The following is a 15385-nucleotide window of genomic DNA, read 5'->3' as shown; positions in this document are numbered from 1 at the left end:
GAATGGCATATCACTTATTTGAAGTTTTTGGAATAGAGCTGGAATACATGCTCGTGCATGATAAGACAATGAAGGTAAATCCTTCAGTTGATGAATTGCTTACCCTTAAAAATGGCACGCTAACTTCAGATGTTCCCAACGGTAAGATTGAATGGAGCAATGAGCTCGTGGCCCATGTAGTGGAATTAAAAACCAACGGTCCGGTTTCCAGCCTGGAAGATCTTGAAAATGACTTTTTTCAGAATATAAAGGAGATTAACAAACTTCTGGGAGGTATGGATTCAAAATTACTGGCTGGCGCATGCCATCCTTTAATGGATACTTTGATAGAAACAAAATTATGGCCACATGATCACAATGAGATCTATAACCTCTACAACAGGATATTTGATTGCCGGGGACATGGATGGAGCAATGTTCAGAGTATGCATATCAATCTGCCATTTGCAAATGATCAGGAATTTGAGAAGTTGCATGCAGCGGTGCGTATTTTACTTCCAATCATTCCTGGTCTGGCAGCAAGCTCCCCGGTATTGGATGGTCATTTCACTGGATACAAGGATTCCAGAATGCACTATTATAAGACCAATCAGAAGGAAATACCTCATATGACAGGGAAGGTCATACCAGAACAGGTATTCAACAAGAAGGACTACCACGAAAAGATCTTTGATCCAATAAATAAAGCGATCAAAAAGTATGATACTGAGCAAATTCTCGATCATCATTTTTTAAATTCAAGAGGAGCAATTTCAAGATTCGACAGGAATGCAATTGAGATCAGGGTGATCGATATTCAGGAAACACCTTCCGCAGATATTGCCATTGCAGCCTTTATAGTAGAAGCCTTAAAATTATTGGTTTCTGAAGAACTGGTTTCTCTGGAAGATCAAAAGACCTGGCACGAAGATGATTTATTTGATATCTTTAATGATGTGATCAAGGATGCTGAAAATACTCTGATTACAAACAAGCGATATCTCGCAATTTTTGATATTGAAAAAGACGCTGAAGTTAAAAATATCTGGAAAAACATTTATAAACGTGTAGGTAATAAATTGTCTGTCAATCATCAAAATCATATCGAATTCATATTACAAAACGGCAGTCTTTCATCACGTATCCTAAAATCCTTGAGAGGAGATTTTTCAGAAACGAACATAAAACGTACTTACCTGAAAATTGCTGAAAGCCTGCAGTCTGATCGTATGTTCCGACCATGAAATTAGTTATTACCTGCGAACATGCTACCAATGCAATTCCGCCTGAATACACTTATTTATTCAAAGAGCAAAATGATGTTCTGAATACTCATGAAGGCTATGATCCTGGTGCTTACGATTTGTACAAATTTTTAGAACCTTTATCAAATGCCAGCTATGTGCAGGATATTGGAAGATTACTGATTGAGACTAATCGATCTCTTCACCATCCTAAGCTATTTTCCAGGTTCTCAAAAATTCTTGAGCATTCTAAGAAGAGTGAAATAATCGAAAAACACTATTCACCTTACCGTCGTCATGTTGAGAATATAATTCTGGATTTTCATAAATTGAATCTCACGGTATTACATCTTTCGATTCATTCGTTTACTCCCGTTTTTAATGATCTTGAAAGAAATTGCGATATAGGGATATTGTATGATCCTAAGGTTTGGTTAGAAAAGGAATGGAGTGAGCAATTCAAAAGTTCTCTCACAGAGGAATCTAAATACAGAGTTCGCAAAAATTATCCATATCATGGAAAAGCTGATGGTTTTACGACTTACCTGAGAAAAGTATTTACAGAAAATTATATAGGAATCGAAATTGAGGTCAATCAAAAATTTGTGTTCAAGAATAAAATGAATGTCAGTTTAAAAGAAACTATATATAACTCTGTAAAAGATTGCATAAAAAAAGCCCCTTAAATAAGGAGCTTTAATTCGGGGGATCTAATGTCTTATTTTAGATCGTATTCCAATGTAATTTCGGCTTTAAGTAATTTTGAAAGCGGACAGCTTTCTTTTGCCTTATTAGCGATCTTATCAAACTTATCTTTATCAATTCCTGGAACGTCTGCTGTTAGGATTAAATGTGATTTTGTGATCTCTCCATCCTCGAATGTAATCTCACTTGTCGTAGCAACCTTGTTTGGTTCATATCCATCCTCAGTAAGGAAAGCAGATAGTTGCATGCTAAAACAACCTGCATGTGCAGCACCAACCAATTCTTCTGGATTTGTACCTTTCCCGTTTTCAAAACGTGTCTTGTAGGAATATTGTTCATCTTTGAGAACTCCGCTTTCAAGACTAACTGTTCCTTTTCCTTCTTTTAAAGAGCCTTTCCATTCGGCTGATCCTTTTCTTATCATAACTTAGAATTTGATTTTAATCTAATGTAAGGAGCAAAACTATCAATGGAAAAGAATTATCATAACCTTAACCAGATTATAAAACACAATCAAAAAAAAAGCCCGGACAGACCGGGCTTTTTCAAAATATGTTCGATAATCAATTACTTGATCTCAACTACTTCAAGATCAAAAATAAGATCTTTTCCAGCTAGAGGGTGATTTGCATCTACTACGATGGTTTCATCCTTTACATCTGTAATTACCAGATTGATCTCACGACCGTCAGGTCCTTTAGATACCAATGGCATTCCAACTTCTGGCTTAAGCTCTTCTGGAAGTTGGTTTTTTTGAACTTCCTGGATCAATTCTTCTTTAGGATCTCCGTAAGCTTCATCTTTAGATATGTTGATAGTCTTCTTCTCGTTAACTTCCATCCCGATAAGGCCTTCTTCGAATCCAGGAATCAATTGCCCTTCACCTAGAGTGAATTCGATAGGTTCTCCACGTTCTACTGAACTGTCAAAAACCTGTCCGTCTTCTAGTTTTCCTGTGTAGTGTACCTTTACGGCATCATTTTGCTTAACTTGACTCATAAAATATTATTTTCCATTACAAATTGAGGCTTCGATATTCTCTCCACCATTTTCATGTACAATTGTGCAAGGACCTTGCCGAAGATCTTAACACCCGACACAATAACTGATTCCACCGGCAATATGGCAGTCAAGGTTTAATTGTTTTATTATCTGAAAAAAGATAACTTTAAGCAATTACTAACCAACACCTTACAAAATGAGCAAATTTTCCTCTAAGAATACTTCAAACACCAGAAGAGATTTCATCAAAAAATCTGCCGTTGCAGCTTCAGGATTTATGATCGTTCCCAGGCATGTACTGGGTGGACCTGGTTTTACAGCACCCAGTGATAAGTTGTTGATTGCCGGGATTGGAGTAGGAGGTAAAGGGGAATCAGATATCAAGAGTTTCTACAAAAGTGGCAAAGCTGAGATAGCATTCTTATGTGATGTAGATGACAGGCGAGCTGCAGCTTCCCGAAAAGCTTTTCCAAAGGCGAAGTATTATAAGGATTACAGGGAAATGTTTGATAAGGAGTCTAACAATTTTGATGCAGTGAGTGTTTCAACTCCAGACCATAACCATGCTGTTCAAACCATGGCTGCTATGGAACGTGGAAAACATGTCTATGTCCAAAAACCACTTACACACGATATTTACGAAGCAAGAAAGCTTACAGAAGCTGCAAAAGAATATAAGGTAGTCACCCAAATGGGTAATCAGGGTGCTTCAGGAGATGGTGTGCGTAAAATGAAAGAATGGTATGACGCGGGTCTAATTGGAGAAGTACAGGAAGTAAATGTTTGGACGAATAGACCAGTATGGCCACAAGGAATCCCCTGGCCAAAAAATCGCAGTGCAATCCCTTCTGAACTAGACTGGAAATTATGGCTTGGTACTGCACCACATAAGGAATATGTAGATGGATTGGTTCCTTTCAACTGGCGTGGCTGGTGGGATTATGGAACTGGTGCTCTTGGGGATATGGGTTGTCATCTTATTGAACCGCCTTTTAGCGTACTGGATCTCAAATATCCAAAAGAAGTTGAATGTAGTGTTGGAAGTGTCTATGTAGATGAGTTTCAGAGAGGCTATTTCCCGGATAGCTGTCCCCCGTCCAGCCATGTAATAATGAGCTTTGATGGTAAGGCTCCTGGGGATGATGATATCAAACTGCATTGGATGGATGGTGGTATCAAACCTATGCGACCAGAAGAATTAGGTCCTGAAGAAACATTTGGAGATGGAGGTAATGGTGCTTTGATCATTGGAACGAAAGGTAAAATGATGTGTGGTACCTACGGACTTAATCCAAGATTACTACCTACCTCAAAAACAGACGAAGTTAATATAGCCGAAACTTACGAACGTGTGCCAAATGGGATGGATGGTCATTACGCTCAATGGGTGGAAGCAGCCATTGCAGGATATGGCAATAAAAAACTGAGTTCGCCGTTCGATATCGCAGGTCCTTTGACTGAATCTTTATTGATAGCAAATCTCGCCATTCGAGGTTATGATATTCAGAATAGGAAAAAGGACGCTAACGGTAAGGACCAGATCATCTATCCAGGCAGAGACCTGAAAATGATCTGGGATTCAGAAAATATGAAAGTCACCAATTTTGATGAAGCAAATCAATTTGTTAAACGAGAATATCCTGAAGGATTCACTTTATCTTAAAGGATGCTGTACTCTAAAAATACGTACAGGCTTAAAAAATCTGCGATTTTGATTTCCGGGTTTATTTTAATGATCTATCTAACTGCCTGTACGGCATTTGATGGTAATAGGGATGTTGAAGACTGGGATACGATATGTGTGACGGCAACTGCCTATAACTCGGTAGATTATCAAACTCAGAATAATCCTAGAATTACTGCCTGGGGAGATACGTTAAGACCAGGTATGAATGCGATCGCAGTTTCGCGTGATCTTTTAAGGATGGGACTGGATTATAATTCACCTATCAAAATAGAAGGTTTCGACAGTGTTTTCTATATAAAAGACAAGATGCACTATCGCTGGAAAAAAAGGATCGATATCTATATGGGACAGGACGTATCAAAAGCAAAAGATTTTGGGAAGAAGCAGCTAAATATTGCTTACGTATTTCAGAAGGATTCGTTGAAAAAATAGGAATGTTTATCTTCGAGCTCATTTAAAGTTTAGAATGATGTCTTATTCCAGGTCTACAATCCTGTTTCTATGTCTTATTTTCATCTCGAGCAATTCCATTATCGCTCAGGATAGCCTCACATCGGAAACCAATAAAGTGGTCATTGGTATTTCTGAAACCGCTCCGTTTGTTGAGAAACACAATGGAAAATTTAGAGGTCTAAGTATAGCTTCATGGAAATTGGTCAACGAGGAACTGCAATTGGACTACGAATTCAAAGAATACGAGGACCTAGGAAGTTTATTGGACGGTATAGAAGCAGGCGAGGTAGACTTCAGTATCAATCCGGTCACAGTGACAGATAACCGTATGCATCGTATGGAATTTTCACAGCCATACTTTATTTCTCATACCAGCGTCGCAAAAAGATCTGAATCTCAAACTTTAAGACACCTTAAAAATCTATTTAGCTGGGAGTTTTTCTCTATCATAGGATTACTTCTACTGGTCATATTCATTTTTGGATTTTTAGTATGGGTATTTGAAAGGAAAAAGAACAAGGAAGAGTTTGGAGGCAATTTAAAGGGAATTTTACAGGGATTCTGGTGGAGTGCAGTTACCATGACTACGGTTGGTTATGGAGATAAATCACCGCGAACGCTGGGTGGAAGGATCATAGGTCTAATCTGGATGTTTATGGCTGTTATTATAATTTCTAGTTTTACTGCTGGCATCGCTTCATCATTAACTGTAAAAGGTATTAATGAAGAAATAAACAACATTCAGGATCTCGATCGATTTGATGTAACGACAGTAATGAGTTCGAGCTCCCAGGAACTTCTGGAATTATATAATATTGAAACCGAACTTGTCAATAATTCGATGGAGGCATTGAACAAACTTAACGAGGAAGAAACATTCCTGGTAGTCTATGATGAACCTATTCTAAGGTACCATATTGAGCAAATGAACCTTGAAAACGAACTGGAAATTATTGAGCAAAGTTTGAAGAAGGATTATTATAGTTATGCATTTCCAAAGAATTCTGAATATCGTGATATGATTGATCCTGTGCTGGTCCGTATTCTAAAGTCAATGGAATGGGCTAGTATTGTGAAAGATTACAATTAATTCATTTTACGATATTGACAAAATTACTACCATATAGGCTACAATCACAATAATTGAAATGATGTTTATTTATTAGATTCAATTATCAAATTTTTAAAATTACTACAATTAAATTATTGATAATTAGTATATTGGGATCGATTTCTAACCAAATGACCAAAAATATGCCTAGCGGGAACAAATCTGGAACCACTTCAGACCCAAACAGTTTCGATGAAAATAACAGCAATTCTAATAAGCTTATTTATTTAGCGATTGCATTTATTATTGTTTTCACAGTCGTTGCAATGACAGGTGTTTACTACGAATACTGGTAGTATTTAAGCTTTGATTTCATTCAAAAGCAAAAATGCCTTGTTCACATACTCCTTTTCCAGGAAAAGCGCGAAATAATTCGACGTGGAGATCATTTCAAAAACTGGAATTCCCTCATAAGCAAGTAATTTGAACATGTAAAAATACAGACCAACTGTTTGAGAGCTATTCTTAGGCAGCGCAATGGTTATCGAAGACAATTCCTTTTTTACGGTTACCCTCACTTCGTTTCTGAAACAATCTTCTACCAGATCTGTAAGAGTGGAGGAAACCAGAATATTACTTTCCTGATAGTTACTGGAGTAATTAAGGTAAATGCCGGTTTGATCCTTGACAGATTCCAGTAGTTTAGCTTTGTTTGCAATAATGGTTTTACTGTTTAGGAAAGTATACTCAGTAATGCCAGATCGTACAATAATATCACCCAATTCTCTCAGGCTTTTCATATTAATCTTAGTTCTATGTGGTGCGTAACGACGAAGTGCCATAATGATACTTCCCTGTTTAACAGATTTTCGCATTTCCTGTTCGACTTGCGGTTGAATATCGGCAGCTAAACCACTAAAATTTACAATATCCCTGGCGATTGCGTCATCCAGAAATGGTTGATGCCTTATAATGTCGTGGACTACGGTAGTGATTGTTTTCATTGTTAATTATTGTACATAATGTGCAAATGTATATAAATCGATCAATTTTCTTTAGTGCAGTTGAAACTATATGTAAATATGCACAGAGAAATAAGGGAGATATGAAAGTTTTAAAATTTGGAGGTACTTCAGTAGGTTCTGCAGAGAATATCCGGAATGTTTCAAGTATCATTCAGAATATTGAAGGAGGCAAGTTATTGGTACTGTCGGCTATGTCTGGTGTCACGAATCTTCTGGTAGAACTTTCCAGTAATGTAGAACAGGGGGATAAATTTAAGATCGATGAAATTCTGGAAGATCTATTCATTAGGCATGAGCAGGAAATTGAAAACCTGTTCAATTCCGTAGAAGATAGAAATGAAGTTTTCGATATTCTTCAATCTGAACTTTCAGAACTGCGAAATATCGCTTCTCAGGAATTCAGTAAAGAAAATGAGTGTAGGATATTGACAACTGGAGAAACAATCCTTACTAAGATCTTCAGTTTTTATTTGACAAAAAACAATATTTCGAACAGATGGTTGAATGCCAGGGATTTCATGCAGGTTGCTAATCTTGAAAATCCAGATACGGAACTCGTTGGAAATTTGCTCCAGAATCAACTGAATTCGCAGGCTGAAGAATCCATTTATATAACTCAGGGATTCGTAAGAATAAATGATCTCGGAGAAATATCGACGCTGAATCGGGGAGGAAGTGATTTTACGGCAACGATCATTGGAGCCGCTATAAATGCTTCTGAAATACAGATCTGGACCGATATTAATGGTTTACACAATAATGATCCAAGGGTAGTGGAAAACACCTTTCCGGTAGCTCAGCTAAGTTTCGAGGAAGCAGCAGAGCTTGCCTATTTTGGCGCAAAGATCCTGCATCCCCAAACCATATCGCCGGTTATCGATAAAAATATCCCTGTATTTCTAAAAAACACTTTTAAACCATCAGATCCTGGTACCTGCATTTCTGCAATTTCTGAAACGAAAGGTTTAAAGGCTATTTCAGCGAAAGATAATATTACAGCTATCAAAATTAAATCCAATAGGATGTTGATGGCTCATGGTTTTCTAAGGAAGATCTTTGAAGTTTTCGATAAATATGAAACGGCAATTGATATGATCACCACTTCAGAAATAGCCATCTCACTTACTATTGATAATGTTGCAAACCTTGAACCTATTCTAAGCGAACTTACGACTTATGGAGAGATTAGTGTTGATCGTGATCACAGTATCATTTGTGTGGTTGGTGAGGGACTTATTGACGATCGTGGGACTCCAAGATTATTCGAAATTCTGGATGATGTGCCGGTCAGGATGATTTCTTACGGCGGAAGCAACAATAACATCTCACTTCTAGTAGATACAAAATATAAGACTGCCGCTTTGCAGAATCTCAATAAAAAATTGTTCAGAAGGGCTTTTGAGGCCATTGTTTGATACTTCTGATCTTGTTTGGTTAAACTGTTTTTTGTGTAGTGAAAACCGTTGGATAGCTTATGCTTCCAGCGGTTTTCTAATTTATAGAATTTTTTATCTGAATGAATCTGGACATAAAGTAAGTGCTCCGTTGGAGATGATGTTTCATCATTAGACCCGTAAAGTTTTCTTTTCTATGCTGCGGAAGTTGTTTAAGAGTCATGGATAATTTTCTATCGAATCTTGCCTGGTGAAGGTCCTGATCGAATCGTTCTTTAAGGATCTTTGAACCCTGTTCACTTTTTTTATTCCATAGTTTCTCATTGGTATATAGGATTTTAGCAGATTCAACAAATTGAGTAATATCGTCCTCAATGTATCCATTCCACTCTAAATCTCCAGCCATACCTTCACTACCAATACTTGTGGTTACTGAAGGGGTTCCACAAGCCATTGCCTCTGCCAACTTACCTTTCAATCCTGCTCCAAATTGAATAGGAGCAAGGCATACTCTGGCATCACTCATAACTTTCTGAGCATTTTCTGCGCGTCCATGAACTAGAAATCTTTCAGCCTTATTCTCTAAATCCCAGACTTTCTTTGAAGGATAAGCGCCATAAATATGTAATTGTGCATCTGGCACAATTTTTCTAAGTAATGGCCAGATGTTCTCCTTTAAATTTAGAACTGCTCTCCAGTTTGGTTCATGAAGAAAATTACCAATACTAATAAAGTCTCTTCTTTCAGTGTAGCTATTATTTTCAGAAGAAACCGTCCCCATCATAAATGGCAGGTAGAAGAGTATATGCTCCGGGATCTTGAGCTTTTCAACTAAAAGGTTCATTTCGAATTCAGAAATGATTAAAGAAATATCACACCTGTAGATTGCCGCAGCTTCACGTTTTGTAATATCAGCATCTAAATAAACATCGTCAAATTCCTGACCGGACTTCAGAATAGTTTCTCTGACTTTCCTCAACGAATGCAGATCTTCGGTATCCAGCATCTTTAAAGCATTGGGACAAAATTTATCAATTCTCCATCCAAACTGCTCCTCCATCATAAAACGATCGAAAAGAACGATTTGAGGATCCAGCTCTTGTACAAAAACGTCAAACTCATCATTATTCGGCTGAATCTCCCGGCTGGTAACACCTAATGCTTCAAGATCTGCCATATTTTCTGATCTTCGGGCTGAAGTTGCATAGGTAATTTTATAGTTGCGTTCTCTAAAAAAATCGATCAATTGCATCATTCTGGCGCCCGCAGCTGAGGAATTGGGTTCTGGCCATACATAACCAATGATGAGTAATCTGGACATATTTTTTCCAGCAAAAATACATTTTTATAACTGTCTGCTCAATAAGAAGGTTGCCGCAATCCAAAGCACAATCGATAAAGCACCACCTATAATCAGGAAATGTTTGAACTTGTAAATTCCCATTCCGTAAATGATCGTGTTGGTCTGGTAACCTACGGGAGTAAAAAAGCTGAAATTTGATGCAAAGAGTACTGCTAAAATGAAAGGTTTTGGGTCCAGTTGTAACTTGGTTGCGATGGTGATCGCTATGGGTGCAATGATGATCGCCGTGGCATTGTTCGAGATGAACCCGCTTAGAAACATCGTTACTAAAAACAGCAATCCTATAATGCTGTAATTTGGTTTGCCATCGAATAGTAGTAAGAGATTGGTGGAGATCCAGTCATCTGCCCCGGTATTACTCATGGCTACACCTAATGGGATCATTCCCGCCAGTAGAAAAATGATCTGCCAGTTTATCTGGGTATAGATTTTCCCCAAGTCGATACACTTCAACAGAATCATTAAAAAACAGCCAATCACTGCACTTTTCAGAATCGGGAATATGGAAAATGCAGATAATGCTATTACAAGAATTAAAATTCCGAGGCTAAGGGAACGTTTCTTTTTGGATATAATACTAATTTCTTGATGATTTTGAAGAATACTAATATTGTCCATTTTTTGAAGCTCATGCAGGTCGTTTTGCGTTACTTCCACCAGAAGACGATCTCCAACCCGTAGATCAATATCGTCAGACTTTTTATTGAAAATTCTTCTTTTTGGATTTCTAAAGCTTCTTCTTTTCCTGATCGCCAAAGGAACTGCTCCATGAAGATCATACCAGCCCACGGTTTTGATACTTTTACCAATTAAAGGTGAGTTAGGCAACATTAATATTTCTACGAGCTGAATGTTTTCTTCAATTTCTGAAGCCTCGTTCACAATTGGTTTTACAGCTTTAGCTTCAGAATTTCTAATAATCGTAAGATCACCTTCTTCTTTAAGTTGCAAGAGTTGTTCTATACTACATCTAAGTAGTAATTGATCACCAAGTTTTAAGGTCGTATATCTACCGGGATGGTCATTGATAACGCCTTTGCGCTTAAGCCTAATCACTTCAATAGAATCCTTTTCATCTCCGAAAATATCCTGTAGATTTTTACCAATTAATTTTGAGGTTTCACCAACAATTCCTTTTGTAATAAACTCATCAAGCTTATAAACCGAATTAAGATCGCTGGGTTTTTTCTTAGGAAGAAATCCCGCCATCAAACTTACGAGGATAATAGTAATGAACATAAAAATGAGCCCGTACCAACTAAATTCAAAGAATCCGAAGCGCTCAACACCTCTTTTCACTGCCACCGCATTAACGATCAGGTTGGTAGAAGTTCCCATAAGTGTACAGCTTCCACCAATAATACCTGCAAATGAAACCGGCAGTAATAACTTTGAACTGGGAATGTCATATTTTTCAGCTAGTTCATCAATGATCTTTACAAAGACTAAAACTACAGCTGTTGTGTTTATAAAAGCAGAAATACTTCCCGCGATAAACATAAAAACCGGGATCATAATAAGCAGCGGCAGACCTTTTAATTTCCTCATTCCCTGGGCGAGCAAATCAATAACGCCGTTGTCCTCGAGCCCGATCGCTATGATCATTAGACAAAGTACCGTAATCGTCGCTGGGCTGGAAAAACCTGAAATAGCTTCTTCCGGAGAAACCAGATCTGTTAATAATAACAGGCCCAGAATAACAAATGCGATCTTATCTACCGGAAATATTTCCAATGCAAATAGAAAAATCACACCAAGGATGATCACAAAAAGAACAATGATTTCCAGACTCATTTCGATGATTATATTTGATAAATGTAGTATCCTCTCAGACCCCTTGTTAGGTTTTGAGAAATATTTATGATTGTTGTTTAAGTCATATCCTCAGGGTTTTGCTATAATTAGGAGAATATAAGATACGAATTATGAGTAGAGGATTTGTAAAGGAAGAAGATCAGGAAGAACCAGTGATCATTCCACCAAGGGCGGCGATACCAGATGGAGTTACAAATTATGTGACGCCAAATGGGCTACAGGAACTACACTTGGAATTAAAAGGGCTTGAAAACGAGCGATCCAGTATAAGTATCAAAGACGATACAGAAAAAAGAAGGGCTCAAGGCCTTATTGATGGAAAAATGAAATTACTGGCCGAAAGAATTCAATCTGCCCGGGTTCTAAAACCTGAAGAACAGGCACAGAATGAAATTCGGTTTGGAGCGCACATAAAATTGAAGAACCTCGATAATTCACAAATTCAGAAATTCCAGATCGTAGGGGTGGATGAGGCAAATATCAAAATGCAAAAAATAGCTTTTGTTGCGCCAATTGCACGTGCGGTTACGGGTAAGAAAGTTGGTGAAACTGTAAACTTCAAGCTCGGTAATGAGACACGAAAACTCGAAGTTCTTGAAATAAAATACTAATGCTATTCCTCTATATCTTTCTCAAGATTAAATTCAATAGCATCTTCTATATCCCCATACTCTGATACTTCGATCTTAAATGCATAAGTAGCAGGACCGGATTTAAGCTCGAGTTGCTGCAACTGTACTGGATCAATTCGCGCAGTATAGTTACCCGGTTTTAATCCCAGATAAGTAAAATAACCATCACCTTCTGAAAGTACTTCTGCTACTTTATTTTCAAATTGATCTAAGATCTGAACCTTAATTCTACCCTGACCCTGGAGTGTATTGTCACTTTTTAGATTTACGAATCCAGAAACTTCTCCTAATACAGTGACAGGAATTTCAATAGTTTTGAATTGATTAGGTACAGTTTCGACCATGATCTTAGGCTTTTTTACTTTCCAGGCGATATTATCCAGGCTATTTGATTCCACTTCAATGATCGTCTTTACGTACGGTTGAAGGTCGGTTAGCCTGATTTCAGTTTTATCTCTATTATAGCTTATTAGACCTGGTTTTGTTTTTAATTCTATTCCAGAAACTCCTTTCTCCATGGCGTCTCTTTTTCCATTACCGTTTAGATCCAGAAATGGTAGAATAGTGATTCCACCTCGAGCAACTCCTGGACGATTACTTAAAGCAATGTAATTGTTTGAATCATCCCAGCGAACACTACCACGAGCAGATTGAATGTGTGAGGAATTTCGGTTTCCCAGTCTTGAAGTCACCGAAGTTTGTGCAAAATTAAAGGCGTAGCGTAAACCAATCTCAAAGGTGTGGGCGTCTCTCAGAGCATTATTCTCATAAGACAGGTTAAGAAATCCACGTTCAAAAATAACTCTTTCCAATTCCAAATTTAAATTTCTAAAAGATTGATCCCCAAGATCGAATTGTACCTGAGGTGAGAATAAGACCTGGTAAGGTAAACGATAGGTCTGGGAAAGAGAAGAGTAGATCGTAGGATTTTCTAGATTAGAATTAAAAATTCCATAGGTAGTGAGATTGGTGCTTATACCGAAGAGATTTCCGGAGAGTAATAGCTGCGCAGTAGTAAATTCAGTAGTAGGCAACAGGATCTGGTTTAGGGAAAATCGACTGAAAGCTGAAAAATTCTTCAACAGTATAGGAGCAGAGAATCTAAATTCTCGCTCTTCCAGATAATTATAATTAATAGCAGTCTGATCATCATGATATTTGGCATACTTAAGGTCAAACTGAACTCTGGAGGGTGTTCGGTAGCTTAGAATACCTTCTCCTTTTACACCATAGGTATACTCTCCTGAAAATAACAGGTTGGAAGTCATTCTTATAGAAGTGCTTAGGAATGGCATGTACTCACCACTGCTTACATCAGATAAATATTCGATACCACCACCAATCGTTACTCCCCCGGATAATCCATAACCCATAGTATACCTGGAAAATCTTCTATTGTCATCATCCTCCACCAAACCTGCGCTCAATGAATATTGGAACTCATTTTCGGGAACAAAATTATATGGAATGTTGATGACCCTGGTATCAGATAATTCCTCTCCGTACGGGCCAAAAAACCTAAGATCTATATTGGTATTTCCATACATTAACGGTACATCAAAGGAGTAAAATCCTGAAGCATCGGCCTGTGTGAAGTCAACCAGAATATTATTTACATAGAGTTCCACTGTCCATCGAGGTTTAGTATAGTCATTTAAAATGTACGTTCCATAGGAGCGACGGTTTACCAAAGGAGCGTTGGTTATCTGTACACCTACTACCGGAGCAAATAGGGAAGAGGTCGCCCCCGTAAAGATCTTACCTGCGGTGACCTGTTTAAATAATTTATTATCATTATCCACGTACTTCCACTGGTAAAACTGGTTTCTACTAGTAAACGAAACTCTGTCTGAATAGTTCAGTAATATATTTGTTTCACCACCTGCGAACATGGTTCCAAGTCCCAGGTTGAACCGGTTATCATCCTGTCCATTAGTTTGCTGAGTGGTTGTGATTCCCCAGTCCAGATTACCTCCTTTAAAAAAAGGATATCTTCTTTCAATCAAAGTGTCTGGTTCCAAAATTCCGATAGCACGATTCAGGTTTTTACGTGCTCTGTCTCTACGCTTTTGTTTGATGATTGGTAACTCCAGTTCTGTGCTAAAAGCAATCTTCAAATCTCGAATGGAAAAATCTGTTTGAAGTTTAAAATACTTTCCGAAGAGATCAGATCTTAGATAAAAAGTCGTGGTGGTGTATATAAATTGATCTTCCTGAAGTTGAATTTCTTGCCCGTCTATTTGTAATTTTTTATTCTCAAGATTTAGTCGATAAGTGGCATTCATATTTTCAACGAAGCCAGAAATAGTGCTGTTAAATTCGTTAGTTTCACTCTTAAGCTGAAAGAGTTCGAAGAGATCCAGAAAACTTATATAAGCGATTTCATTTTTGATGGCAATTGGAACTTCCATGGTACCGAGTTCGCGAGAAGTCATATCTACAGTGAATTCATCAAACGCAGGGTATTCCTGTGATTGTGCTACATTAGAAAAGAACAGCAGAAGACAGAACAGCAAAATTTTGTATTGATACGAATCGAAACTCGTAGGGGTAACTCTCGTCATAAAATTCAAGCTCAACTATTCCTGAATAAAAGTAAGGGTAAAAGATCCACTATAGCTTCCGGCTCCATTTGCAGAGAGCGGACCAATGTTTAATGTGCCGCCAACATAAACTGGATTTGGAATTTCTGAAGCAGCGCTGGTAATAAAAGTTTTTCCAGTACTATAACTATTTATTTCCAGTGTTAAGGTCTGGCCGCTGCTACCGTTCAAAGTAAACTGACTATCATGCATGATGTTGACAAGTGTTCCTGGATTGGCATATACGTCAAATAGTGCAGGGGAGACCGTAGCACCGGTATTAAGCAATTTAACATCGCCAGTCCATGTTCTGGTTCCATCTGCATCCACACTAACCGTTCCCACACCGTTATCCACAGCAAAACTTCCAAAGTTCAGGAATTGTGCGGTACTTACCTGGACGTTTAATGGAATTGGCGGATTCTCCTGTGCCGTAATCTGCTTCGGAAAAAA

At 37.9% G+C, this 15385-nt stretch carries 15 protein-coding genes; 8 read left to right on the top strand and 7 right to left on the bottom strand.

Annotation, left to right across the window (positions count from 1 at the left end):
• The first annotated feature begins 2 nt into the window (after positions 1-2).
• A complete protein-coding gene (locus ACNKXS_RS11920) occupies positions 3-1223 on the top strand; it encodes a carboxylate-amine ligase (protein ID WP_417921037.1) in 1221 nt (406 codons plus the stop codon).
• Positions 1220-1909, top strand: a complete 690-nt coding sequence (locus tag ACNKXS_RS11915; protein WP_417921036.1) for an N-formylglutamate amidohydrolase — start codon at positions 1220-1222, stop codon at positions 1907-1909. Before ACNKXS_RS11920 ends, ACNKXS_RS11915 begins: the two co-directional genes overlap by 4 nt.
• Before the next feature lie 32 nt (positions 1910-1941).
• On the opposite strand, the gene ACNKXS_RS11910 is transcribed toward ACNKXS_RS11915, so the two are convergent.
• Together ACNKXS_RS11910 and ACNKXS_RS11905 are read right to left on the bottom strand one after the other, a co-directional pair.
• Positions 1942-2352 carry an OsmC family protein gene (locus ACNKXS_RS11910; RefSeq protein WP_417921035.1) on the bottom strand — a complete coding sequence of 137 codons (411 nt, stop codon included), beginning with the start codon at positions 2350-2352 and terminating at the stop codon, positions 1942-1944.
• A 143-nt stretch (positions 2353-2495) separates the two neighbouring features.
• Positions 2496-2927, bottom strand: a complete 432-nt coding sequence (locus ACNKXS_RS11905; protein WP_295179859.1) for an FKBP-type peptidyl-prolyl cis-trans isomerase — start codon at positions 2925-2927, stop codon at positions 2496-2498.
• Between the two features lie 199 nt (positions 2928-3126).
• Between ACNKXS_RS11905 and ACNKXS_RS11900 the strand changes: the two genes are divergently transcribed.
• The 4 genes from ACNKXS_RS11900 to ACNKXS_RS11885 all read left to right on the top strand — a co-directional run bounded on the left by ACNKXS_RS11900 (position 3127) and on the right by ACNKXS_RS11885 (position 6477).
• On the top strand, positions 3127-4593 hold the full coding sequence (locus ACNKXS_RS11900) for a Gfo/Idh/MocA family protein (RefSeq protein ID WP_417921034.1): 1467 nt from the start codon (positions 3127-3129) through the stop codon (positions 4591-4593).
• A gap of 48 nt (positions 4594-4641) precedes the next feature.
• On the top strand, positions 4642-5049 hold the full coding sequence (locus tag ACNKXS_RS11895; RefSeq protein ID WP_417921033.1) for a 3D domain-containing protein: 408 nt from the start codon (positions 4642-4644) through the stop codon (positions 5047-5049).
• 34 nt (positions 5050-5083) lie between these two features.
• Complete coding sequence (locus tag ACNKXS_RS11890) at positions 5084-6160, top strand: transporter substrate-binding domain-containing protein (protein ID WP_417921032.1); 1077 nt, start codon at positions 5084-5086, stop codon at positions 6158-6160.
• 164 nt (positions 6161-6324) lie between these two features.
• Positions 6325-6477, top strand: a complete 153-nt coding sequence (locus tag ACNKXS_RS11885; protein ID WP_417921031.1) for a hypothetical protein — start codon at positions 6325-6327, stop codon at positions 6475-6477.
• 3 nt (positions 6478-6480) lie between these two features.
• Here ACNKXS_RS11885 and ACNKXS_RS11880 read toward each other — a convergent pair whose 3' ends face one another.
• Positions 6481-7125, bottom strand: a complete 645-nt coding sequence (locus ACNKXS_RS11880; RefSeq protein ID WP_295179869.1) for a hypothetical protein — start codon at positions 7123-7125, stop codon at positions 6481-6483.
• Positions 7126-7226: 101 nt separating this feature from the next.
• Here ACNKXS_RS11880 and ACNKXS_RS11875 point away from each other — a divergent pair, with 101 nt between their 5' ends.
• Positions 7227-8561 (top strand): aspartate kinase, encoded by a 1335-nt coding sequence (locus ACNKXS_RS11875; RefSeq protein ID WP_417921030.1) that lies wholly within the window; start codon positions 7227-7229, stop codon positions 8559-8561.
• A gap of 76 nt (positions 8562-8637) precedes the next feature.
• On the opposite strand, the gene ACNKXS_RS11870 is transcribed toward ACNKXS_RS11875, so the two are convergent.
• Positions 8638-9861, bottom strand: coding sequence for a glycosyltransferase (locus tag ACNKXS_RS11870; protein ID WP_417921029.1), 1224 nt, complete (start codon positions 9859-9861; stop codon positions 8638-8640).
• Positions 9862-9885: 24 nt separating this feature from the next.
• A complete protein-coding gene (locus ACNKXS_RS11865; RefSeq protein WP_417921028.1) occupies positions 9886-11697 on the bottom strand; it encodes a sodium:proton antiporter in 1812 nt (603 codons plus the stop codon).
• Positions 11698-11828: 131 nt separating this feature from the next.
• Between ACNKXS_RS11865 and ACNKXS_RS11860 the strand changes: the two genes are divergently transcribed.
• Positions 11829-12329, top strand: a complete 501-nt coding sequence (locus ACNKXS_RS11860) for a GreA/GreB family elongation factor (protein WP_417921027.1) — start codon at positions 11829-11831, stop codon at positions 12327-12329.
• Between the two features lie 2 nt (positions 12330-12331).
• Here the strand turns inward: ACNKXS_RS11860 and ACNKXS_RS11855 are convergent, their stop codons facing one another.
• Positions 12332-14914, bottom strand: coding sequence for a hypothetical protein (locus ACNKXS_RS11855; protein WP_417921026.1), 2583 nt, complete (start codon positions 14912-14914; stop codon positions 12332-12334).
• Between the two features lie 15 nt (positions 14915-14929).
• Positions 14930-15385: DUF4402 domain-containing protein (locus ACNKXS_RS11850; protein WP_417921025.1), on the bottom strand; the 456-nt coding region annotated here is incomplete at its 5' end.

The organism is Christiangramia marina, from assembly GCF_048285865.1.
GTDB lineage: Bacteria > Bacteroidota > Bacteroidia > Flavobacteriales > Flavobacteriaceae > Christiangramia > Christiangramia marina.
The sequence above is the reverse complement of the archived record's forward strand: the minus strand, read 5'-3'. Positions and strand labels throughout refer to the sequence as shown.

Bases quoted from the DNA above. Each gene is read 5' to 3' on its own strand.
- ACNKXS_RS11920 (WP_417921037.1), top strand. From the start codon at position 3: ATGGCATATCACTTATTTGAAGTTTTTGGAATAGAGCTGGAATACATG.
- ACNKXS_RS11915 (WP_417921036.1), top strand. From the start codon at position 1,220: ATGAAATTAGTTATTACCTGCGAACATGCTACCAATGCAATTCCGCCT.
- ACNKXS_RS11910 (WP_417921035.1), bottom strand. From the start codon at position 2,352: ATGATAAGAAAAGGATCAGCCGAATGGAAAGGCTCTTTAAAAGAAGGA.
- ACNKXS_RS11905 (WP_295179859.1), bottom strand. From the start codon at position 2,927: ATGAGTCAAGTTAAGCAAAATGATGCCGTAAAGGTACACTACACAGGA.
- ACNKXS_RS11900 (WP_417921034.1), top strand. From the start codon at position 3,127: ATGAGCAAATTTTCCTCTAAGAATACTTCAAACACCAGAAGAGATTTC.
- ACNKXS_RS11890 (WP_417921032.1), top strand. From the start codon at position 5,084: ATGATGTCTTATTCCAGGTCTACAATCCTGTTTCTATGTCTTATTTTC.
- ACNKXS_RS11885 (WP_417921031.1), top strand. From the start codon at position 6,325: ATGCCTAGCGGGAACAAATCTGGAACCACTTCAGACCCAAACAGTTTC.
- ACNKXS_RS11880 (WP_295179869.1), bottom strand. From the start codon at position 7,125: ATGAAAACAATCACTACCGTAGTCCACGACATTATAAGGCATCAACCA.
- ACNKXS_RS11875 (WP_417921030.1), top strand. From the start codon at position 7,227: ATGAAAGTTTTAAAATTTGGAGGTACTTCAGTAGGTTCTGCAGAGAAT.
- ACNKXS_RS11870 (WP_417921029.1), bottom strand. From the start codon at position 9,861: ATGTCCAGATTACTCATCATTGGTTATGTATGGCCAGAACCCAATTCC.
- ACNKXS_RS11865 (WP_417921028.1), bottom strand. From the start codon at position 11,697: ATGAGTCTGGAAATCATTGTTCTTTTTGTGATCATCCTTGGTGTGATT.
- ACNKXS_RS11860 (WP_417921027.1), top strand. From the start codon at position 11,829: ATGAGTAGAGGATTTGTAAAGGAAGAAGATCAGGAAGAACCAGTGATC.
- ACNKXS_RS11855 (WP_417921026.1), bottom strand. From the start codon at position 14,914: ATGACGAGAGTTACCCCTACGAGTTTCGATTCGTATCAATACAAAATT.